Genomic DNA, 20538 nt, shown 5'->3' on the forward strand with positions numbered 1-20538 from the left:
AAAAAGGATGAATACAAATAGCCAGATAACGACCAACCAGTAGAAACGTTTCCAGCTATTCATCGTTGTTATCTATCGGAAGGCTTCTGAGGATAGATGACGCTATTAAAAATAGCGGCAATAATCAATCCGACAGCGGCACCTCCAAAGATGCTTAAAAATGTCTCGTTTGCAGTGAACCCAATTAATGCACCAAATACTACAGCAACTAAAAGAATGATTCCTTTTGCTTTGCCAGCATCAATTGTCGTGCAGCTGTTGTCAATCTGATTTTCCATTATTCTATTATTTTGATTTTGATAACAAATTTACAAATAATCTGTAAGCTCCGGGAATTCCTGCAGGTAATTGTCTGAAAAAAGACAAAGATGTATAAACAAATTTACCTTTTCCATAGTGTGCAACTAGTAATGATCCATTATGTAGCGCCTCACCCGGGTCTTGCATGGTAATAGGCGTACGATATCTTTTATCAATATCTTCGGCAAAATATAGTCCCCGCTCCTGTACCCAGTGTTTAAAGTCAGCTTCGCTGATTTTGTTTGGGTAATTGAAAATAGGATCGTTTTTATCAAAATGCACTGTTGCTTTTTCGTCCGTTACCCGGCTTCTGCCAATACTAAAAGGAAAGGGGCCAAAGTTTTTTGCTATCATTCCGTTATTTACATTGTATTGTTCTAGAACTGTACCCCCCATTTTCACATACGCAAGTACTTTGTTTTGAAGCTGCGCAATCTGTTTATTGACGTTGAATATCCGTACACCAAAAATTACAGCGTCATAGGTGGAAAGATCTGCTTTTAACGCCTGTTCGTTACTTAGCACATCAACTTTTATACCAATGGCAACAAGCGATTCAGGAATTAGATCTCCTGCCCCATGAATGTATGCGACGTTCTTTACGTCGTTGATCAGGTTGATGTTGCTCATTTTTATAGCCGCATCTGGGAAATAAACGATATCAGGTATATGGTTGTACTCAATGGACTTTATCTCTTTCAAGCGTTCTTTATTATTCAAAAGAAACCCAAGGGTATCTATGGAAGATTGGGTAGCATCGGATGGTTTTATGCTGATTTCCCTAGAGATTATACGTTCACTTTCTTTAAAAGATAAATCAAAAGATGCTGGTAAAACTTCCCAGCCTTTTGGTATGTTGGGTTTTACATGAAATGTAGTAGCGCCTATTTGTCCGTTTTTCTGAAAAGTCAGATTCACTTTGACCGTTCGGGCATTTTGGGTAAGCGCTAGAGAACTCGAACTTTTCGCCGTTAATGGTGGCAGGATTACGATCGGGTTGTAAATTTCACCACGGACAGGATCGGTATATTTATACTTTATAAGCTGATTGATTATGATGGGCTGGCCATTGATCCGAATTTCAATAGATACACTTGGAGCATCAGGATTTTCGGGATATCCGGTAAGATTGAAATCACTGATATTAAATTTACCTTTTCCATGCGGTTCCATCAGCCAGTAGGGTTGTGTTGTCCTATCGGCGATGACAAGCATAGTGTCTTTTTGCAACCTATTTGTTTTCAGTGTGTCATGAATGCTATTTCCGTTTAGCTGAGTCAGCTCAACTGTTATATTTGGACGGCGGACAATAATAGAATGATCCACTTTTATCTCATCTCCCAAGGCATAGGATGAATTTCTAGCAACACTTTCGAACCAAATTCCACCACAAGCAAGAATCAGTTTTTCAACTTCCTTTTTCTTCTCCGTTTTCCAGTATTCATCATCAATTTCATCCAGTATTTTGTATAGTTTGATCAGTTCGTTAATGATCAATTCCGGTTTATCAATCTGATATATCTGATTAATGTGGTCAATTAAGGGTTGGACTTTATTGCCGTTTTTCACTCTTTTCCAGGAAGTGTCTACATTATCTAGCAGTGTCTTTTCTGCAGGTACACCGTCGACGAATTCGAAATATTCAATTGATGAGCCGCGTTGGCTTGCCGACCCGAAGCCTTGACTTTTGTGTGAAGAGCGGCTGTGGGCAGCAATCTCGCCATAGGAGGCTCCTAATAGGGAATTGTAATCTCCAATATCTATTTTTAACTGATCTTCACGGGTATTGTTTTGACCGCCAAAATTAGCCGTATTCCAAAGGAGACGTTTCGCCTGCCAAGGACTTACAAATTGAAGTTGTTCTGAAAATTGATTAGGATCTGCAGCGGCTTTAAAAGCTTCTTGCGCTAGAATAGCGGAAGCTTGATGATGGCCATGGCCCCCCCTTGAATCGGGAGGAAAACGTGTAATAATTACATCGGGCCTAAATTTTCGGATGATCCATACGGCCTCTCCAAGAACACGTTTTTTATCCCAAAATTCGAAAGTTTCTTCTGGTGTTTTCGAGAATCCGAAGTCATAGGCGGAAGAAAAAAATTGCTCACCTTTATCAATTTTTCGAGCAGCCAGTAATTCTTGCGTTCGAATCAAGCCAAGCTCAATACCCTGTTCTGTTCCGATCAGATTTTGTCCCCCATCGCCTCTAGTTAACGATAAGTAAGCTGTCTTATATTTCTTTTCTTGGGCTAACCATGCAATCAATCGGGTATTCTCGTCATCGGGGTGTGCCGCAAAATAGAGTACCGATCCCAATGTGTTAAGTTTTTCCAGATTAAGTTTTATTTCAGCAGCATCCCACTGTGGATTTTGTGCTTTAACGCTTGAAGTTGACAAGATACCCGCCAAAATTATGATAACAGAGATAAAAGGTCTTCGCATTTTTAAAGATAAAGATTTTGCTTAACAACAGATTGTTGATTATTGTAATTTTATTGAAAGTCTTTACAAAGTTTGATTGATCCGTATGTATACCATTGCGCAAAGGTTATTATGCTGATTCGGCTTAGGCTAATATAAAATGTAGATTTCAGTTGTCCGTAAAAGCCCTGTAAAATCTTAGTTGCCGATGCTAGAACGGATAATATGGAATAGATAAAAAAAAACGGAAATCCCAATCAAGTTGGAATTTCCGTTTAACAATTAAAATATTTTTTCCTGAAACGAATTTTTAGAGAATAGTTATTTTGTCGCTTCGCTCCAAGTGGCAACCTTTAACATAGTAAATATATGTAGAAAATATTGAGTTCTGTCAGATTACTTTAATTAGTTTTCCACATCGCTAAATTTTGTCAACATTTTAGCTTTTGGGAAATGTATAATATATCGTTACTATATGCTTAAGCGACTATAGTACCGCGACACTTATTGTTTAATAGACAGACTGCTATCTTCATGACATATAAACAACGTCATAAGATTTGCTTCATAGTTTGGACAAATTGGAATTGATATTCATCGCTATACTTCAAACGTTCAAAAAAGATTTAGACACATTAAAGAAAGTTTCAAAATCATGCTTTTAAGCAAAACTATTTATCAATGGCACCAAGAACACGTTTCATAAATAAATTTAACGCGTCTTTTTTAGAATGACCTTCTTTAATTAATTTATCAACCTCTACCGCTCCATAAAGGTTTGAAATCAATTCACCAAGAACGTCTAGTTCCTCATCTTTTAAAGGAGCCTCTGTTAATGCTTCCAGTGTCTCTATGGTCTCTAAGACGTAGTCTACATCATTTTGCTCGATGAATTCTGTTAAATGCTTAATTACTGGAAGTTTCATTGAATAATTCTACTAATGCGTCCAACTTATTTGTTTGTACTTGATTAACCAATTTACCATTCTTAAAGGCAGCAAAAGTTGGTAAATTATTCACGTTTGCTAATTTGCGAGATTCAGGAAATTTTTCTGCATCAGCGATTACAAAAGGCACACTTTCATTTTCGCCTGCTAACTTTTTGAATTTTGGTTTCATTATTTTGCAATTACCACACCAGGTAGCGGAATATTGAACCATAACAATATCGTTGCTATTTACAATTTCTTGTAAATTATCGTTTTCTAATTCTTGTAACATGATTTTATTATTAAGGTGATTGATTGAAGTCAACAGGAATCAGGAGCGACTCCTGTTGACGAGACTTTTCGTCTTCGTATTTTGTTAGTGTTTCGCTAAATAGTCAGCTACACCTTTTCTATCTGCGTTCATGGCATCTTTACCTTCTTCCCAATTTGCAGGACAAACTTCACCGAATTTTTGTACGTGTGCATAGGCATCGATCAGACGTAAATATTCTTTAACGTTACGACCTAAAGGCATATCGTTTACCGACTCGTGGAATACGCGACCAGTTTCGTCGATCAAATAGGTTGCTCTGTAAGTGACAGCAGAACCTTGTGCTAATGTGCCGTATTCAGGGTGTTCAACTTCTTGAACATCTAATATTCCCAATATACTTGATAAGTTACGGTTTGTATCTGCTAAGATCGGGTATTCAACACCTTCAATACCGCCGTTATCTTTTGCTGTGTTTAACCAGGCGAAGTGCACTTCATTTGTGTCACAAGAAGCACCGATTAAGATTGTATTGCGTTTTTCAAACTCGGCAGCTGCCTCTTGGAAAGCGTGTAACTCAGTAGGACATACGAAAGTGAAGTCTTTCGGATACCAAAATAAAAGCACTTTTTTACCTTCTTTGACTGCTTTTTCAAAAATGTTAATTTGCAAACTATCGCCTAAATAATCGATTGCATCTACTGTAATGCTTGGAAAACTTTTACCTGTGAAACTCATAATATATCTTTCTTTTTTTGTTGCTACAAAGATACGGCAACTTCGGCCAAAAAGCGAATTGATTTTGCCAATACACTATCGTCAAAATCTATTTTGACTCGTTTATAACAATAAATTTTTATTATAATAATGATACGTTAATCCAATGATCAGGCGATCGATTGAATACCTTTAAAAAATAAATAGATTAATAATGCGGCAGTTACAAATTTATGAACTTAAATAATTGCAGTTTTGCAAATCAAAACCTACTTTTGCGCTGTTCAATTTGAGAACAGCACAATGCTGGAGGGGTTCCAGAGCGGTCAAATGGGACGGACTGTAAATCCGTTGCTTCGGCTTCGAAGGTTCGAATCCTTCTCCCTCCACATTTTTTCTTTCTTACCAAATTCCATTTTATCGTATAAGTATTAAGTTTGTTTGCGTGGTAATTATTGCAGTTACATGAAATTCTTTGATGAGGTTTTTGGGAATAGCCAACGTCAATGGCTTGAATAAAGCTAGCTCATTTAGGTCGAGACCTTCTTAAGGTAAAAAATATGTCCCGATTTGAGACTTACTATTGACTTATTTATAAAATAAGATTAAGTTTGGCTTCTGAAATGGCCCCGTAGTTCAACGGATAGAATAGATGTTTCCTAAACATTTGATAGCAGTTCGATTCTGCTCGGGGCTACAATAAAGAAAGCGTTGGATTACCATCGCTTTTTTTGTCTCGTAGGCTTTTTATTTTGGCATCAAAATTAAATCGTAATAGAATTGTCAATTTTTAATAATATTTCTATATTAGAATAATCGAATGATAATACAACAATTTCATCGTTGGCTTTAATATAGATCGAATGGGAAAATTTTTAGTATACCAATTTAGAAGGGTATATGCAGCTAATCCTGCTTTTTTTGTTTTCTTTTCCATTTGGGTGGTTCTATTGACCTTTTTGGTGGCTTTTGTTCCCAAGAATGATTCGTTTCATTTTATAAACTCACACCACGCTTTTTGGGCCGATATTCTCTTTACCATCTACACCTATTTTGGGGATGGTCTGTTTGTTATCGCTGTTTTTATTGCTTACTGCTGTATGCAGCAATGGAATTGTGCTCGAGCTATACTCGGTACATATATCTTTTCGGGCGTCATCTGCTGTATGCTTAAAAATCTTTTCCATGTGAATAGGCCGGCCAGCGTATTTCATGGAGATCCAACATTCCATGTCGTCTCTTGGCTGCCTGTAGCCTACTTCAATTCGTTTCCTTCAGGCCATACAACTTCAGCCTTTGCGATGTCAGCTACGATAGCAATTGTCTCAAAAAATAGATCTTTTGGGATTCTTACCTTTGTTTTTGCGGCATTAACTGCATACTCCCGTGTGTATTTGGGGCAGCATTTTTTGATAGATGTATGGTTTGGCTCGATGTTGGGCACGGTTACGGCTTGCATTTATCTGCTGGCAATGCCCTATGTTTTAAAAAGTAAACGCATGTCATTTAGCCTACGATTTCTTCAGGTCAAGTTTTAAATTGAAATGTTGATCAGCTGCTTCTTCGAAAAATTAGGCGGGGCTTGTTTCTTTAAATAAAGAGAGCCGCCCTACCATAAAAAACATTAAAAGGCCGAAGCAGGCAAAAATACCGTAGGAATAGCGCAGGCTAAACGCTTCGGCAATATAGCCAATTAAAGGTGGCCCCATTAAAAATCCTAGGTAACTGATGCTTGAAACCATGGCTAAAGCTACGCCAGAAGGAACATTTTTGTTTTGTCCGGCAAGGCTATAGATCGAAGGAACGTTGCAAGCTACGCCTATACCTACCAACATAAATGCTAAGGTACAGATGATAAATTCAGGATAAATAACCGAGGTCATCATTCCGATGAACATTAACAGTCCACTGTATTGTAGCGTTCTTTTTCGACCTAATTTACGGATGACTGCATCGCCAACAAAACGACCTGTGGCCATCATGATCATAAAAGAAGCGTATCCAACGACAACGAATTTTTCGGGCGCTTGTACGATTTCTTTAAAATATACCCCACTCCAGTCAAACATTGCTCCCTCTGTTGCCATACTGAAAAAGCCAATAATACCGAGTTGAAGTAGTCCGCCTTCTGGTTTAGCGAAGAAACTGCGTTTTTCTTTTTGGGGAGATTTTCCTGGCACCAGATACTTGTGGTTGATTAACGTATTCCCGATGACAATGATTAATATGAGTAAGAAATGGGAGAGCGTATTCAGTCCAAAGTTCATCGTCAATAAACCGACTAAAGCTCCAGTAAAGCCTGCGATGCTCCAAGCGCCGTGAAAAGAGGTCATAATCGATTTTTTAAAAATCTGTTCGGTGGCAACTCCTTGCGTATTAACCGAAATATTACACATATTACCGCTTACCCCGAATAGAAGCAATATACCTCCCAATTGCCAGGCATTCTGTGCAAACGGTATAGAACATAATACCAGCGCATAGGCAATGGGTACAATGCGTAATACACTGGCGCTACCATATTTTGTGACCAGCTTTCCTGAGAGTGCCATCGTGGCGAGTTGCCCCACGGGGAGCATTAGTAATATGGTACCTAATTGCCCTTCACTTAATTTGAGATGTGCTTTAATAATTGGAATGCGACTTGCCCAGGATGCAAACGCAATTCCCTGGCAAAAAAAGAAAAGTGAAACCGCGATTCTTATACGATTTCGCTTCTTATAAAGTTCTTCTTCTGAGTGAGTTAACGTTGCGTCCATAGTTTCTGATTTGAGGGTGCAAAGTTAAGGATAAGTATTTCATTAAAGAATATATTGAGTCAAAAAATACATAAACTTTTAGATTTAGAGATAGGTAAGTTACTATGCCCCTACTTTATTGTTGGTCTAAGCAGAAGATAATTATATGCGACACATTTGATTTGGCTTATTTTAAACACGATCGGATTAAAATCTTCTTTATTTCATGCTGTTTTGTTCGCTACCTATTTTACCTTTGTATTGGCAAACAATTATCAGCCTTCTAAATAACATGATAAAAAAACTATTTTTAAGTATACTACTGGGCTTTGCTGGAACAGCTTCTGTTATTGCCCAGCAACCCATATTTCTGTCTCATCCGACACTAAGTCCCGATGGTAAAGAAATGGTATTTAGCTACGAAGGCGACCTTTGGAAAGTGGGGAGTCAAGGCGGTGTTGCTGTTCGGCTGACGGGAATGGAAGGAAACGAGATCAATCCGCGCATTTCTCCGGATGGAAAATGGCTGGCATTCTCGGCCAATCAAAATGGTAATATGGACATCTATGTGATGCCGCTGACGGGTGGAGATATTCGTCAGCTTACTTATCACGATGCTTCGGATGAAGTGGACAGCTGGAGCTGGGATAGTAAATCACTTTATTTTACCTCATCCCGTTACAATAGAATGAGTGCCTTTCAGGTTGCTTTGAATGGCGGGACGGCAACAAGATTGTTTCCCCATATCTTTAATTATATCAGCAACGTGGTGCCAACACCCTCAGGCGAATTATTGTTCAATGACAGCTGGGAAGGTTATAGTTCAGCCAACCGCAAACGCTATAAAGGAGCTTTCAATCCTGATATCAAATCCTATAATCCCAAAACAAAAGTTTTTCAACAATATACGGATTATGTAGGCAAAGATTTTTGGCCGACAGTAGACCAAGAAGGCAACATATTCTACGTGTCCGACGAAAGCAATGGTGAGTACAATCTCTACCAGATCGCTGGAAAATCGAAAACCCAGTTAACGTCTTTCCCTGAATCCATCAAGCGCCCTTTCGTTGCTGCTGACGGCAGTAAAGTGGCATTTGAAAAGGGCTATCAGCTCTATATTTACGATGTCAATGAGAAGAAAACAACACAACCTAGCATCGCACTGAACCGTAATCAAGTACTGGGAAAACTGAAAGAGTTTAACATTTCGGGTAACATCAGTAATTTCGATGTTTCTCCAGACGGGAAGAAGATGGCATTTGTATCCCGTGGCGAGCTGTTCGTTTCGGATATCGAAGGCAAATTTGTGCGCCAGATGCCAAGGCAGGGCGAGCGCGTTATGGAAGTTAAATGGCTCAAAGACAGTAAAACGCTCCTCTTTAGCCAAACTTATCAAGGGTATCAAAACTGGTTTTCGCGCAGTGCAGATGGTAAAGGTGAGATCAGGCAATTGACGCAAGATCTGCGCAACAACCGTGATATTGCATTTAACACAGATAGAACAAAAGCGGTATACCTCAGTGGCCGTGATGAAGTTCGTACATTGGATTTAGTAAGTTTGAAAAGCCAGACAGTGGTTAGAGATGAAATCTGGGCATTTCAAAATTCTTCACCTTCATTTTCTCCGGACGGGAATTATCTTTTGTTCACGGCTATACGCAATTTTGAACAAGATATCTTTGTGCATAATCTGAGAAATGGGCAATCGACAAATTTGACAAATACAGGTGTTACGGAGGCTGCACCATATTGGTCTCCTGATGGTAAATACATTTATTTTGCGAGCAATAGAACCAAACCGTCCTACCCTACCGGTATGCAAAACTCAAGTATTTTCCGGATGGCATTGACCAATTTCGATCAGCCTTATCGTAGCGCAAAGTTTGATGAACTATTTTTGACGCCTACAAAGAAAGATACGGTTGCAAGTAACACCAGTCCATCTAAGAAGGATAATGTCACGAAGGATAAGAAGAAGGCTGATACCAATAAGGTTAAACCAGCTACAGCTCCGGCTGCCGAACCAAAGAATACTGTTTTGGTTCAATTGGATTTGGAAGGATTGCGTGATCGGATTGAGCAAGTCAGCCCGGCATTTGGAACACAATCCGATCCATTAGTGATACAAAAAGGAGGTAAATCTTATTTGTTCTACTCATCCAATCACGAAGGGAAATATAGTGCATATCGTACCGTATATGAATTGTTTACTCCATCTAAAACCGAGAAGGTCGCTGACGGAGGCATGGGCCAATTTGTAGAAGCTGCTGGTAAATACTTCGTATTGAGCCGGGGAACAATTCAGAAATATAACCTGGATCTGAATAAACTTGATGCAGTCACAATGAGTTTTAAATTCAATCGGGATCTTGAGAAGGAATTCAGTCAAATGTTTTATGAAACATGGGCCAATCTGGAGGAAAATTACTACGATAGTCACTTTCATGGGGTAGATTGGGTAGCTGTTAAGAAGAGGTATGAACAGTATCTTCCTGGGATAAACGATCGGACAGATTTGCGTATTCTATTAAATGATATGTTGGGTGAACTCAATTCTTCGCATTTGGGTTTTAGTTCAATGGGGCAGGAAGAACGTAAACCGTTTGGTTTTGTAACGAATGAAATCGGTGTACTTTATAATGCCACTCACCCCTACAAGGTTAGCTATATTGTTCCAAATGGCCCGGCTGCAAAAAAAGAGGTTGATATTCGAGAAGGGGATGTCCTCGTTGCTATCAACGGAACAAAATTAAACACACAGGCCGACCGAGATAATTATTTTACCTGGCCTTCTTTGGAGGAAGAGATCCAATTGACCCTCGATCGCAAGGGAAAGGAAATCCAGACAAATATTCGCCCGGTATCAAGTGCAGCTTTTAAAGATCTGCTTTATGACCAATGGATTAGAGACAATCGCAGCCGGGTGGACCAGTTGAGCGGGAGCAAGATTGCTTATACCCATATGAAGAACATGTCTGATAGCGAGTTGCAACGCTTTTTGATTGACATGGCTGAGCAGGAGAACAACAAACAGGGGATTATTTTAGACTTAAGGTATAATACAGGAGGAAATGTTCATGATGAAGTTTTAAGGTTCTTGTCTCAGCGTCCTTACCTGAAATGGCAATATCGTGGCGGTAAGCGTGCACCACAAAGTAATTTTGCACCGGCAGCCAAACCGATTGTCCTGTTAATTAATGAGCAATCTTTGAGCGATGCAGAAATGACCGCAGCGGGCTTTAAGGCATTAAAACTGGGTAAAATCATTGGTAACGAGACCTATCGTTGGATTATCTTTACGTCAGCAAAAGGTTTAGTTGACGGATCAAACTATCGACTTCCTTCTTGGGGATGTTACACCCTGGATGGTCAGGATCTCGAGCAAACTGGAGTTGCGCCGGATATCCTTGTGAAAAATACAGTCCAGGATCGGATGGAAAATAAAGACCCGCAATTGGAAAGAGCAATTAAGGAAATTCTTGATAATATAAAATAAACAGGTCTTTTCTAGCCCTGCTTCAATATAAAATAGGCTGTTCGGAAAAATTTGGACAGCCTATTTTTATAAATTCATTTTTTTTCGGTTTTTAACGTTTATCTCTTACCTGATTGTGTTTCATCTTATTCTCTGCTATCTAAGCGTCTTAAAACTTTTTTTTAAAGTAAATTTATTTTAACCCGTTGTTTGTCAGTTGTTAATAATTTAATTGTTGATTGTGTTATGCAATCCCTGATTTTCCTGCATCCCTTCTCAAAATATAAACAGGAGGTAACATGGAAAAGATGATATTGCAAGTAAAAGAATCTTGCTCTGCGGAATGGAACAATATGAGCCTGCAAGAGCAAGGCCGTTTCTGCAGTCAATGTGAAAAGATAGTTGTTGATTTTTCACAGATGAATGATCAGGAAATTGTTGATCAAATAAAAAAAGCCGGCAAAGGCTTATGTGGCCGATTTTATGAAGATCAGTTGATGCGCGAATTGGATGCCACGCTCTCTTTTTCTAAGAATCCGATTTGGCGAGGAAGGTGGACACGTATCGCCGCAGGACTTATGTTGGTCGGATCAATGAGTTTTCAAGCCACTCAGGCGCAAAACAAATTGACAGGAGAGGTTATTGTTGTACAAACAAAACCAAAAAAGGATAAAATAGCACAGCAAGGTCGAAGCAATCTATCCGTAAATGATGAGCCTGTGTTAAAAGGAAATCGGGATAATCGTAAAGTAAGTATAAGGGGTAAAGTTGTTTGCGCTGGAAGTGATGTGAGCATGTTGGGCACAGAAGTTACCTTAGGAAGCTATCACACAGAAGCAGATGAAAAGGGATATTTTCAATTATGGATACCAAAAGCTTTTTTTCAGGTAGATCAAGAGCTTCGTGCACAAATGATCGGCTATAAAACAGTTGTTATTCCGATTAAGAAAGGGGGCAAAGTGCAGTTGGATAAGCCTGTAGAGATGGAATTTAGACCGATGATTATGGGAAAGATAACTGTTCCAAAGACAAAGGACAATATACAGCGAAGGAACAAATAGTTTAAGGGTGCTCTCTTCACAGTTCGCTCGCTTATTACAAATGCCTCAACAATCTCGCTTGAATGTCATAAAAGTCAAAAAAATATTCTTTTCCACTTGACTTTTTCTGCGGTGAATCTTACATTTGGTCTATCGAATGACTTCGTAGCTCAGTTGGTAGAGCAACAGACTCTTAATCTGTGGGTCCTGAGTTCGAGCCTCAGCGGGGTCACTTTCAAAAAAGCCTTTTTACGTAAGTAGGATGGCTTTTTTGTTTCTAAATAATCCGGAGAGGTTACTTTTTTCAGTTATTAGGTTAATGTTACGACTAGTGTGGGATGTTACAGAACTTGGCTATGGGACCCAAATATTGTATTGGTCATCGAATATTTTCTGCTAAGAAAATATAAAACTCTTTAATCTGTTATTAATTCAGGAAATTAATTGCGTAAATTTGTATTTCAGAAGATAAGCTTATGGAAGACAAGAAGATTTCGATATTGTACGTTGATGATGAAGAAAACAATTTGTTTTCTTTTAAAGCGACATTTCGACTAAAGTATACCGTATTTACCGCCATAAGTGGCGCTGATGCAATCGATATTGTCAAAAACAATCAAATACACATTATTATTACGGATCAACGTATGCCAGAAATGACAGGTGTAGAGTTTTTGGAGCAGATTATCAAAATTAATGCCGCCCCTATGCGTATTCTTTTGACAGGATATACGGACATGGCTGCTGTTGTGGACGCTGTTAATAAAGGAAAAATCTTTCATTATCTCAATAAGCCTTGGAGTGAAGAGGAGCTTGATCAGACGATTCAGCGCGCTTATGATGTATATGCAGAACGCCAAAAGATTGTGGAGACAAATTCTCAACTAGAGACTTCTAACGACCAATTGGAATTTTTGTTACGCCAAAAGCTACTTTCGTAAAAATAAGATAAGTTTAGGAAAGTAAGCTTTTACGCTTTGTTGATGTTTTATGGCATTTGATAAGCTTTCCATTCTCTTTGGTGGTCACTGTAAAACGCTTATTTGCTCGGTATGACGACTGTAAAGGTCGTTCCTTGATCGGGTTGTGATTGCACTTCAATTTTTCCCTGGAGCTTCAAGAGTGCATTTTGAACATTATAGAGTCCAAATCCCATCCCTTTAGCTTGATCACTAGCTCTGAAGAATAGTTTGAATATATCGTCAACATACTCTGGCGAGATCCCTATTCCATTGTCGCTCACAACTATTTTCGCTTTACGTTCTGATACCAAAACAGAAAGCTTGACAAACTGATTCTCTTGCCCCTTACTTTGGTATTTAAAAGCATTAGAAAGAAGATTATGTAAAATGAGTTCAAGAAGCGCCTTGTCTCCATTAAAAGTTTCCTTTTGATCCACTAAAATTTCAAAGGCTACATCTTTGTTTTGCGTATACATGCTATAAAATTGACGTATATTGCCAAAGAGCTCTTCAAAATTTATCTCGGACAGGAGTAGCTCACCTCTTCTTAGTAAATAATAGTCACGTAAGCTGTCAATATAAGCATCTAAACTAACTAATGAGTTATCCATTAGCGATAGCAACTCATGAATTCGATCTACGCTGTCAAACTCCAGCCCAAGTTTCACGGCGGAAAGAACTCCGGTCAATGGATCACGAAGATCGTGGCTAACGCTATAAGCAAACTTATCTAATTCATCATAAGCTTTTTGTAGCTCGCGATTTTTTACCTCAAGCATGGAGTTTGCAACATAAAATTTATTTGCCTCTTCTATAGCGGAAACAATCTCTTCATTCATCCAGGGTTTGCGAACAAATCTAAATATATGTCCTTTATTGACTGCTTCAATTACAGTTTCCATATTGGCATAAGCTGTTAGAAGAATACGGATTGGCTTTGGGAAGTCTTTTTTGATGCGGTGTAAAAAATCAATGCCCATCTCATCAGGCATACGCTGATCGCAGAAGATAATACGGATATCCGGATGAGTATGAAGTATCTTTTCAGCTTCAGTTGTGTTCGATGCTGTATAGATCGTATAATCGTATCTAAAGTTCGCTTTAAAGCTAACTAAATTGTTGGCTTCGTCATCGATATATAGTATTTCAAACTCACTCTGCATAATTTTATTATATGGTTTTATTCCCTTACAAAAGATATGAAAAAATAATAGTTAATTGACTATTTTAAGTTTATAGTTACACTAATCATTTTGTTGAATGGGAATGATTAGTGTAAAACTTGTACCCTGTCCCACTTCTGAATCTACAACAATCCGACCATGATGTTTTGCAATAGTATTGTAGGCAATGGACATTCCCAGACCAGTGCCCTCGCCAACGTCTTTCGTTGTAAAAAATGGTTCAAAGATGCGTTCATGAATTTCTTTTGGAATACCAATACCATTATCGACGATTTTAATAAAAACCGAACTGTCATCGCTATAAACTCCGGTCTCAAGACTTATTTTTCCACCAACTTCATGATTGAATTTTTTATTTACAGCATAAATAGCATTTGTAACAATATTTAGAAATACTTGATTAAGTTTACCTGCATGACATTCTACTTTTGGCATATTTCCATAGATCTTATCAACCTCTATTGTGTTATTCAATAGACTATTGAGAATAACCATCGTTGATTCAAGTCCCTCATTTAGATCGGCAAATTTTAATGTATCCTCATCCACACGAGAAAAAATCCGTAAACTTTTGACTATTTCCGCGGTACGGTGAGCTCCATCGTGCATACCTTTTAATAAAAAATCCACTTCTGTTTTTAAATAATCAATATCTAGATCGTCTTTAAATTTTTTGATCTGAATTTGTTTTTCTGTATCCGATATACCTTCTTTAAAGGCGATACGTTCCACTTCCTCCAGTGTTTCCCAGATCATCTTTATGTCACGTTTTAATGGGGCAACATTCGATGTAACAAAATTGATAGGGTTATTGATTTCATGAGCAACCCCAGCTGTCAACTGACCAAGGGACGCCATCTTTTCAGCCTCAACAAGCTGAGATTGTGTTTCCTTCAGGTGCGTAAGCGTGGTTTGTAGAGACTCGTTAGATTGTGTCAATTCACGTGTGCGCTCATCCACTTTCTGTTCCAACACTATGTTTTGCTCGCGTATCAATCTTTCGTTTTCTAATGAAATCGCTAATTCCCTGACTTGCGAGGCTTCTTTCTCTTCTTTTAAGATATTTATACTATAAGCTAGACCGAATGATAATAGAGCCATTTCAACAACGGAAGCAATTTGTACAGCGTTGCTTGTAAAATCGTTGTACTGTAGGATGCCATAGTCCTTAAGTAAGAATACTACTGAGCCCAACAGTAAGACCGTCCAACCATAAACAAAATATTTAGCGGGCTTATAACCATTTATCATCACGCGGTAGGATAAGTAAAGGACGAATAAAGACCCCGCTCCCGTTGTTAATTGCATCACTGTAAATGCCAGTTGGGTAAGGTTTAGCAGTGTTAGAATTGCGCCAATGACAAAGAGGACGATGAAAAATGTGATCACACGGCGTGATCTAGGGGCATTTTTGGATAATTGGAGGAATGAATCTGCAAAAAGTAAGGCACATAATCCTGATAGACATCCAAAAATAATCGGCCCTTTTGTTGCGAAATACGTCCAATTTGGCCATAAATATTGAAAACTGTAACCTTTAATTCCCATTTGTGTTATTCCTGCACAAAGAACATATAGTACATAGTATAGATATCCCCTCTCCCGAACAGAGAAAAATAAAAATAAATTATATATTGCCATAATGCAGACAATTCCGATATAAATACCGCTTAATAAGCTATCATCATTCATTTCTTTTAAGAAACTTCGTTCGTTACTTAAATAGATTGGTAGAATAATCTGTTCGGTACTCTTAACTCGAATAAAAAATATGGTTTTCTTATTCCCTGTTAATTGAATGTCAAATGCGTAATTGGGTACCTTATACTTTCTAGCCGAAAAAGGGCGATGTTCTCCCAACTTGATCGATTTATAACTCCCATCTGATGATGGAATAAATAATTCGATCTCGTCAAGAAGAGGATAGGCGATCTCGAGGAGGAGCTCAAGTTTATCTTTGCCCTTATTTATCATCGGCAACCGGAGCCAGATATCAGACGATGACGTACCTAAATTGGGGACTTTGCTTCCCAAAGGTCGGAAGGATGAATCCGAAGTATCTGAAAAGTCAGGCCGTCCATTGCCTTCGTAGCGCTCTAGGCCATATCCGACCAATAAACGCTGCGTTGGGTGTTCTATAATAACCTCACCAAAGCTATATGTGCAGATCAATAGGAAAATTAGGTTAAGCCAGCATCTCATCACAATATGCTATTTTTTTGCTTCGGCGATAACTAAATTCATAGAGACAAGGAAGCAGCCAGCTTCGTCAGCTTGATCCAATGTTTTTTGAAATTCCTCCATCTCGGCGGTGCTCAATTGCTCTTTTTCTACCATTTCTAAAAGGATTTTATCTAAAAATAGATAACGATTAGCTTCCTCTTTCGAGCGGGCCACCATACAAAATGTTTGCAATTCTACATGTTTAAAACCTTCTATTAATAGATCTGAGGTTAATTTATTTCCGGCCCAGCCATTATTAACTTTTTCATCGGTCAAATAATGGCATATTTTTGCCTCAATACTCACGTGTTTGCTATAGAATGTCAGACTATTCCAGATGGTCTCAACGATAACCAGAGGTTTGCCCTCAATCAAAACACGGTGAACCTCGGCAAACATTTTTTTTGCTTCCGATAGATGTTGTACAACGCGTTCCATTCTAATACCGGAGATGGAATTGTCTGCAAAGCTAAGGTTGTAAACCTCACCTTGAACGAAGTCCACATTTTTTATGTTTGCAGCGCTTGATTTCGCATGCTCTATTAGGTTGTTATCATGATCTAAACCAACGACTAGTACATTATCACCCAGCATGTTCGCCAAGTTGATGGCATCCATTCCAGTGCCACAACCAAGATCGACAACCACACCCTCTTTAATCGAATTAAAAGGAGTGTATGAATGTATTTTCAATTGTTTAAGAAAATCACCGGTATCCATCAAGTATCCGGCATTATAATGCTTATTGTCCATCACAAAATATTTAAATTACGATCATCTGGCCTATGGTCTAATGATGTATGTTTCAGGTTTTTAATAATCTCATTTAGATCCCATTGATTCAAATTCGGAATATCAATTTGATAATGGATTTCAATTTCTTTATTCCGCAAAGTTTCTATGCGGACAATATTGGAATTATTACGAAGGGAAAGAATTGCATCTTTGTTTTCTTGATCGGCTTCTGTTAGGGTTTCTAGGTTTCGCATAATCATCACCGTTGCAAGCAGGTCCAGCTTAGGGTAATAAAATGTACCATTATTTCCAACACTGGTGTCGATCCTGTAGCCAACACTTTCTGCCAATTTCACTGTATAAGGAGCGCATAAAGCAAATAGCGATTTAATGCCGACCTGTGTACTGATTGCAGCTCCAGCCCGTGTTAGAAATATGCTACCAATTCCGTATCCAGCAATCTCTCGCGAGTTCCATAGCCCACAACCTTCACCTGTTCCCTGTTGCGCGTGCTCATAAACAAGATCTAAAATTTTAGCATCCATCGATCCGGTTGCTTGTTCAATCGGAAGAGGTTCGCTACCACCAGATACGTGTATGCGTACTCCTCCATAGACTTTGTCGCCATCAAGGGATTCTACGATCAGCACGAATGATGCTGGATTATACATCCACTCATTTTTGGAGGAAGTCACCTTTTTTACGCCTATAGCAGTTAATACATGCGCGTGTCCTTCTATGAAACGTTCACAGGTTTGGGGATCGTCGATAGCCCGAAATGCTCTTAGTCTTACTACTGGACGTCCTTCGTTGAATAATAATGCCACCGAATGCTTGATTTATCGTTTAAACGCAAATCTAATCAATTAAATGCAAAGCTGTTTATTCTTCAAATAATTTATATCTTAAAGAAATTATCTGTACTTCTCCATGATGAAATTGTTCGATTTTTTTCATCTACAAAAGCAAAAATTGCCATTTTAACCGATTTCATCGAAAATATTTTATTGTCTTATTAAACTATATTTTTGACATCATAGTGTCCACCTCACAACATTAATGTTTCTGCAGGGTATTTTTATAAATCTGACCATCTTTCATAATTACCAAAAAGTTTTTATCTGGATCTGTCAACAGCTTTAGATCCTTGAGCGGATCGCCATCAACAAGGATGAGATCTGCCAGCGCGCCTTCCTCAACACTTCCTAGTTTGCCCGGATATGGACTTCTTAATCCTGAAAGCTGTAGAAGTTCACCATTATCGTGTGTAACCATTTTAATGATTTCGACATTTGTAAACCACTTTTGAAGTCGCAATATAAAAGCATTCTGCAATTTATTCAGATCAGGTTCAAAAAGGAAATCTGTACCCCAAGCTAGTTTTACGCCATATTTTTTAGCCATAGGCCATACTTTTTCCTGACCTTCTATGACAGGCTTACGCTTAATTCTTCGTTGCGGATCCATATCCGGCGTATCTTCCACAAGATTTTGTAAACTTAGCCATATATTGTTTTTTGCGATTAGCTGCAACGTTTCTTCGTCAAGCAATTGTCCATGTTCGATACATCTTACGCCAGCTTCGATCGCTCTTTGAATCGCTCTTGGTGTATATGCATGTACGGTGACATAGGTTCCCCAATCTTCTGCCGCTTCCACTGCCGCTTTCATCTCGTCAAGGGTATATTGGGTTACATCTACTGGATCGTATGCAGAAGAGGTGCCTCCGCCTGCCATAAGTTTAATTTGACTCGCTCCAAATCTCAAATTTTCTCTCACTGCAGTCAATACCTCTGCACGCCCGTCGGCGATAAATGTGGCACCATATCGTTCTGCACGAGAGACTACTCCAAAAAAGCGACGTGATTTTTCCTCAGGCGTACGAAAGTCACCATGCCCCGCCGTCTGGCTTATTGTAGCTCCAGATGGCCATATCCTTGGTCCCAAAAGTTTGCCCTTATCAATGGCAGCTTTTAATGGGAATATTGGACCACCCACATCACGTACGCTTGTAAAACCACGCATTAACATCTGTTGAGCCGAACTGCCTACTGTATTGAACAAGAACTCTTCCGATAAGTCATTTGTCATCATCTGTGGCATCGTCAAAGCGCCAAATACCAGATGTACATGGGCATCAATCAAACCCGGCATGAGTGTTTTGCCTTTACCGTCAATTCTAATGAGATCGTTATCTTTCGCTTTAATAGGAGATGCGCTTATGTGCTGAATGGTGCTGCCTTTTATTAAAACATACCTTGGAGAAGTTAGCATTTGACTCGTAAAATCAATCAGTTTGACATTTTCTATTAAAACCTGCTTCTCCTGACCTTGGATAGCCTGTAGAAAAACTATACAAAGAAATAAAGTTAGTAATTGACCTAGACGCATAGTATGAAGAATTAAGGTGATATATAATATGACAAATAAATTTTGATTTCAACGAACTGGTGTCAGATCGAAAAGTATCTTCTAAGTTAAACTATAAATTTAATATAATGTAGATGTTTCGTCATAAATATTTTCTCGACTCCTTTTTTAGGGTAAATAGGAACCAATAATACTCGCAATCATTAAAAAAGAGTTAATTTTATTCCATTATGATGTATAAAAAAATCATTCGAAGTTATTTAAGTGGTGTAATTCCTAAAATCAGTACTAAAAAAGAGCTGTTCACCTTGTCTTTCTTGCTCGGTTTATCAGCCTATCTCTTCCTGATCGTTTTTCAACCATTTGGAACGTACAATTTTGATCATATCCATAAATTTGTTTTGTTATCCGGATATGGGGCAATATTATCTGCAGCATATATACTAGTTTCTCTTGTCTTACGTACAAAAATCGAAACGATTGCTATGGAGTTGTTTCGTATCACCCTTGTGCTACTGGTGACAATTTTTTTTAATTTCATCTATCATGGTTGGATTATTAATGGTGCTCCTCTACAATGGAGCAACCTCCCTTATATTGGATTTTATACACTGTCACTCTATAGTCCAATTGGAACGATTTATTTTTTGCTTCGAATAAATAGGTGTAGTCCACATCCTATACAAAATAATCCGCTTAATATTGGAATGCCGATAAACTCAGATGCGATATCAAGTCAAGGTAATGATTGTCATTTTTTGACATTAGTCAGTATTCCAAATGGAAGCCAAACATTATCATTACAGCCGGATGATTTTATTTTCGCAAAATCGATGGACAATTATTGCATGATCTACTTCAGAAAAGAGGGTATACTGAAGAAGCACATGATACGCATAACATTGACGCACTTGTCTCAGCTTCTACATACGGGGGCTATCCACCGGTGTCACCGATCATATCTTGTCAATTTTGAAAAGATATTGGTAAAGGAAAGAATTGCACAAGGCTTTTTGTTGCGTTTTGCAGATGTTGACGATTTCGCCATCGTTGCAAGGTCTGCCATTGAATCCGTTCGACCCTATCTATAATCAACGGCCAGCTGCGCTATTGTCAATCATCCCTAAAACTTGCCATACACCACATAATTTTGTGTATTCCTAAACTGGAGCATAA

Annotated in this window: 16 protein-coding genes and 3 tRNA genes; 8 read left to right on the forward strand and 11 right to left on the reverse strand. The window is 38.5% G+C overall.

The features are described 5' to 3' along the window. Positions 1–68: 68 nt before the first annotated feature. The 5 genes from QE382_RS01790 to QE382_RS01810 form a co-directional block, all read right to left on the reverse strand. Entirely contained in the window at positions 69–278 is a 210-nt protein-coding gene (locus QE382_RS01790; protein ID WP_075990403.1) for a hypothetical protein, read from the reverse strand. Between the two features lie 7 nt (positions 279–285). Beyond that, a complete protein-coding gene (locus tag QE382_RS01795) occupies positions 286–2739 on the reverse strand; it encodes a PIG-L family deacetylase (protein WP_307184437.1) in 2454 nt (817 codons plus the stop codon). A gap of 650 nt (positions 2740–3389) precedes the next feature. Continuing rightward, on the reverse strand, positions 3390–3644 hold the full coding sequence (locus QE382_RS01800) for a DUF6952 family protein (protein WP_209576910.1): 255 nt from the start codon (positions 3642–3644) through the stop codon (positions 3390–3392). After that, on the reverse strand, positions 3625–3939 hold the full coding sequence (locus QE382_RS01805; RefSeq protein WP_209576908.1) for a thioredoxin family protein: 315 nt from the start codon (positions 3937–3939) through the stop codon (positions 3625–3627). The genes QE382_RS01800 and QE382_RS01805 overlap by 20 nt, the downstream gene beginning before the upstream one ends. An 84-nt stretch (positions 3940–4023) precedes the next feature. Continuing rightward, entirely contained in the window at positions 4024–4656 is a 633-nt protein-coding gene (locus tag QE382_RS01810; protein ID WP_307184438.1) for a peroxiredoxin, read from the reverse strand. A gap of 287 nt (positions 4657–4943) precedes the next feature. Between QE382_RS01810 and QE382_RS01815 the strand changes: the two genes are divergently transcribed. The 3 genes from QE382_RS01815 (at position 4944) to QE382_RS01825 (ending at position 6173) form a co-directional block, all read left to right on the forward strand. Then, positions 4944–5024 (forward strand) — tRNA-Tyr (locus tag QE382_RS01815). Positions 5025–5260: 236 nt separating this feature from the next. Continuing rightward, a tRNA-Arg gene (locus tag QE382_RS01820) sits at positions 5261–5332 on the forward strand. Between the two features lie 166 nt (positions 5333–5498). Beyond that, complete coding sequence (locus QE382_RS01825; RefSeq protein ID WP_307184439.1) at positions 5499–6173, forward strand: phosphatase PAP2 family protein; 675 nt, start codon at positions 5499–5501, stop codon at positions 6171–6173. A gap of 33 nt (positions 6174–6206) precedes the next feature. On the opposite strand, the gene QE382_RS01830 is transcribed toward QE382_RS01825, so the two are convergent. Next, a complete protein-coding gene (locus QE382_RS01830; protein ID WP_307184440.1) occupies positions 6207–7394 on the reverse strand; it encodes an MFS transporter in 1188 nt (395 codons plus the stop codon). A 271-nt stretch (positions 7395–7665) separates the two neighbouring features. Here QE382_RS01830 and QE382_RS01835 point away from each other — a divergent pair, with 271 nt between their 5' ends. The 4 genes from QE382_RS01835 to QE382_RS01850 all read left to right on the forward strand — a co-directional run bounded on the left by QE382_RS01835 (position 7666) and on the right by QE382_RS01850 (position 12829). After that, positions 7666–10869, forward strand: coding sequence for a S41 family peptidase (locus tag QE382_RS01835; RefSeq protein WP_307184441.1), 3204 nt, complete (start codon positions 7666–7668; stop codon positions 10867–10869). A 278-nt stretch (positions 10870–11147) separates the two neighbouring features. Continuing rightward, complete coding sequence (locus tag QE382_RS01840; RefSeq protein ID WP_307184442.1) at positions 11148–11909, forward strand: peptidase associated/transthyretin-like domain-containing protein; 762 nt, start codon at positions 11148–11150, stop codon at positions 11907–11909. Between the two features lie 138 nt (positions 11910–12047). Further along, positions 12048–12120, forward strand: a tRNA-Lys gene (locus QE382_RS01845). A 244-nt stretch (positions 12121–12364) separates the two neighbouring features. Further along, positions 12365–12829, forward strand: coding sequence for a response regulator (locus QE382_RS01850; RefSeq protein ID WP_209576897.1), 465 nt, complete (start codon positions 12365–12367; stop codon positions 12827–12829). A gap of 98 nt (positions 12830–12927) precedes the next feature. Here QE382_RS01850 and QE382_RS01855 read toward each other — a convergent pair whose 3' ends face one another. From QE382_RS01855 to QE382_RS01875, 5 genes are all read right to left on the reverse strand, one after another. After that, positions 12928–14013, reverse strand: a complete 1086-nt coding sequence (locus QE382_RS01855; RefSeq protein WP_307184443.1) for a hybrid sensor histidine kinase/response regulator — start codon at positions 14011–14013, stop codon at positions 12928–12930. A gap of 81 nt (positions 14014–14094) precedes the next feature. Beyond that, positions 14095–16236, reverse strand: coding sequence for a sensor histidine kinase (locus QE382_RS01860; RefSeq protein ID WP_307184444.1), 2142 nt, complete (start codon positions 16234–16236; stop codon positions 14095–14097). Between the two features lie 9 nt (positions 16237–16245). Continuing rightward, positions 16246–17010 (reverse strand): methyltransferase domain-containing protein, encoded by a 765-nt coding sequence (locus QE382_RS01865; protein WP_307184445.1) that lies wholly within the window; start codon positions 17008–17010, stop codon positions 16246–16248. After that, complete coding sequence (locus tag QE382_RS01870) at positions 17010–17819, reverse strand: hypothetical protein (RefSeq protein WP_307184446.1); 810 nt, start codon at positions 17817–17819, stop codon at positions 17010–17012. The genes QE382_RS01865 and QE382_RS01870 overlap by 1 nt, the downstream gene beginning before the upstream one ends. 229 nt (positions 17820–18048) lie before the next feature. Next, entirely contained in the window at positions 18049–19383 is a 1335-nt protein-coding gene (locus tag QE382_RS01875; protein ID WP_307184447.1) for a metal-dependent hydrolase family protein, read from the reverse strand. Positions 19384–19592: 209 nt separating this feature from the next. Here QE382_RS01875 and QE382_RS01880 point away from each other — a divergent pair, with 209 nt between their 5' ends. Beyond that, positions 19593–20453, forward strand: a complete 861-nt coding sequence (locus tag QE382_RS01880; protein WP_307184448.1) for a LytTR family DNA-binding domain-containing protein — start codon at positions 19593–19595, stop codon at positions 20451–20453. Positions 20454–20538: the final 85 nt, after the last annotated feature.

Source organism: Sphingobacterium zeae (assembly GCF_030818895.1).
GTDB lineage: Bacteria > Bacteroidota > Bacteroidia > Sphingobacteriales > Sphingobacteriaceae > Sphingobacterium > Sphingobacterium zeae.

Coding starts and splice junctions, on each gene's coding strand:
- QE382_RS01865 (WP_307184445.1), bottom strand. CDS start 17,010: ATGGACAATAAGCATTATAATGCCGGATACTTGATGGATACCGGTGAT.
- QE382_RS01835 (WP_307184441.1), top strand. CDS start 7,666: ATGATAAAAAAACTATTTTTAAGTATACTACTGGGCTTTGCTGGAACA.
- QE382_RS01840 (WP_307184442.1), top strand. CDS start 11,148: ATGGAAAAGATGATATTGCAAGTAAAAGAATCTTGCTCTGCGGAATGG.
- QE382_RS01795 (WP_307184437.1), bottom strand. CDS start 2,739: ATGCGAAGACCTTTTATCTCTGTTATCATAATTTTGGCGGGTATCTTG.
- QE382_RS01810 (WP_307184438.1), bottom strand. CDS start 4,656: ATGAGTTTCACAGGTAAAAGTTTTCCAAGCATTACAGTAGATGCAATC.
- QE382_RS01805 (WP_209576908.1), bottom strand. CDS start 3,939: ATGTTACAAGAATTAGAAAACGATAATTTACAAGAAATTGTAAATAGC.
- QE382_RS01830 (WP_307184440.1), bottom strand. CDS start 7,394: ATGGACGCAACGTTAACTCACTCAGAAGAAGAACTTTATAAGAAGCGA.
- QE382_RS01850 (WP_209576897.1), top strand. CDS start 12,365: ATGGAAGACAAGAAGATTTCGATATTGTACGTTGATGATGAAGAAAAC.
- QE382_RS01825 (WP_307184439.1), top strand. CDS start 5,499: ATGGGAAAATTTTTAGTATACCAATTTAGAAGGGTATATGCAGCTAAT.
- QE382_RS01800 (WP_209576910.1), bottom strand. CDS start 3,644: ATGAAACTTCCAGTAATTAAGCATTTAACAGAATTCATCGAGCAAAAT.
- QE382_RS01790 (WP_075990403.1), bottom strand. CDS start 278: ATGGAAAATCAGATTGACAACAGCTGCACGACAATTGATGCTGGCAAA.
- QE382_RS01860 (WP_307184444.1), bottom strand. CDS start 16,236: ATGAGATGCTGGCTTAACCTAATTTTCCTATTGATCTGCACATATAGC.
- QE382_RS01875 (WP_307184447.1), bottom strand. CDS start 19,383: ATGCGTCTAGGTCAATTACTAACTTTATTTCTTTGTATAGTTTTTCTA.
- QE382_RS01880 (WP_307184448.1), top strand. CDS start 19,593: ATGATGTATAAAAAAATCATTCGAAGTTATTTAAGTGGTGTAATTCCT.
- QE382_RS01855 (WP_307184443.1), bottom strand. CDS start 14,013: ATGCAGAGTGAGTTTGAAATACTATATATCGATGACGAAGCCAACAAT.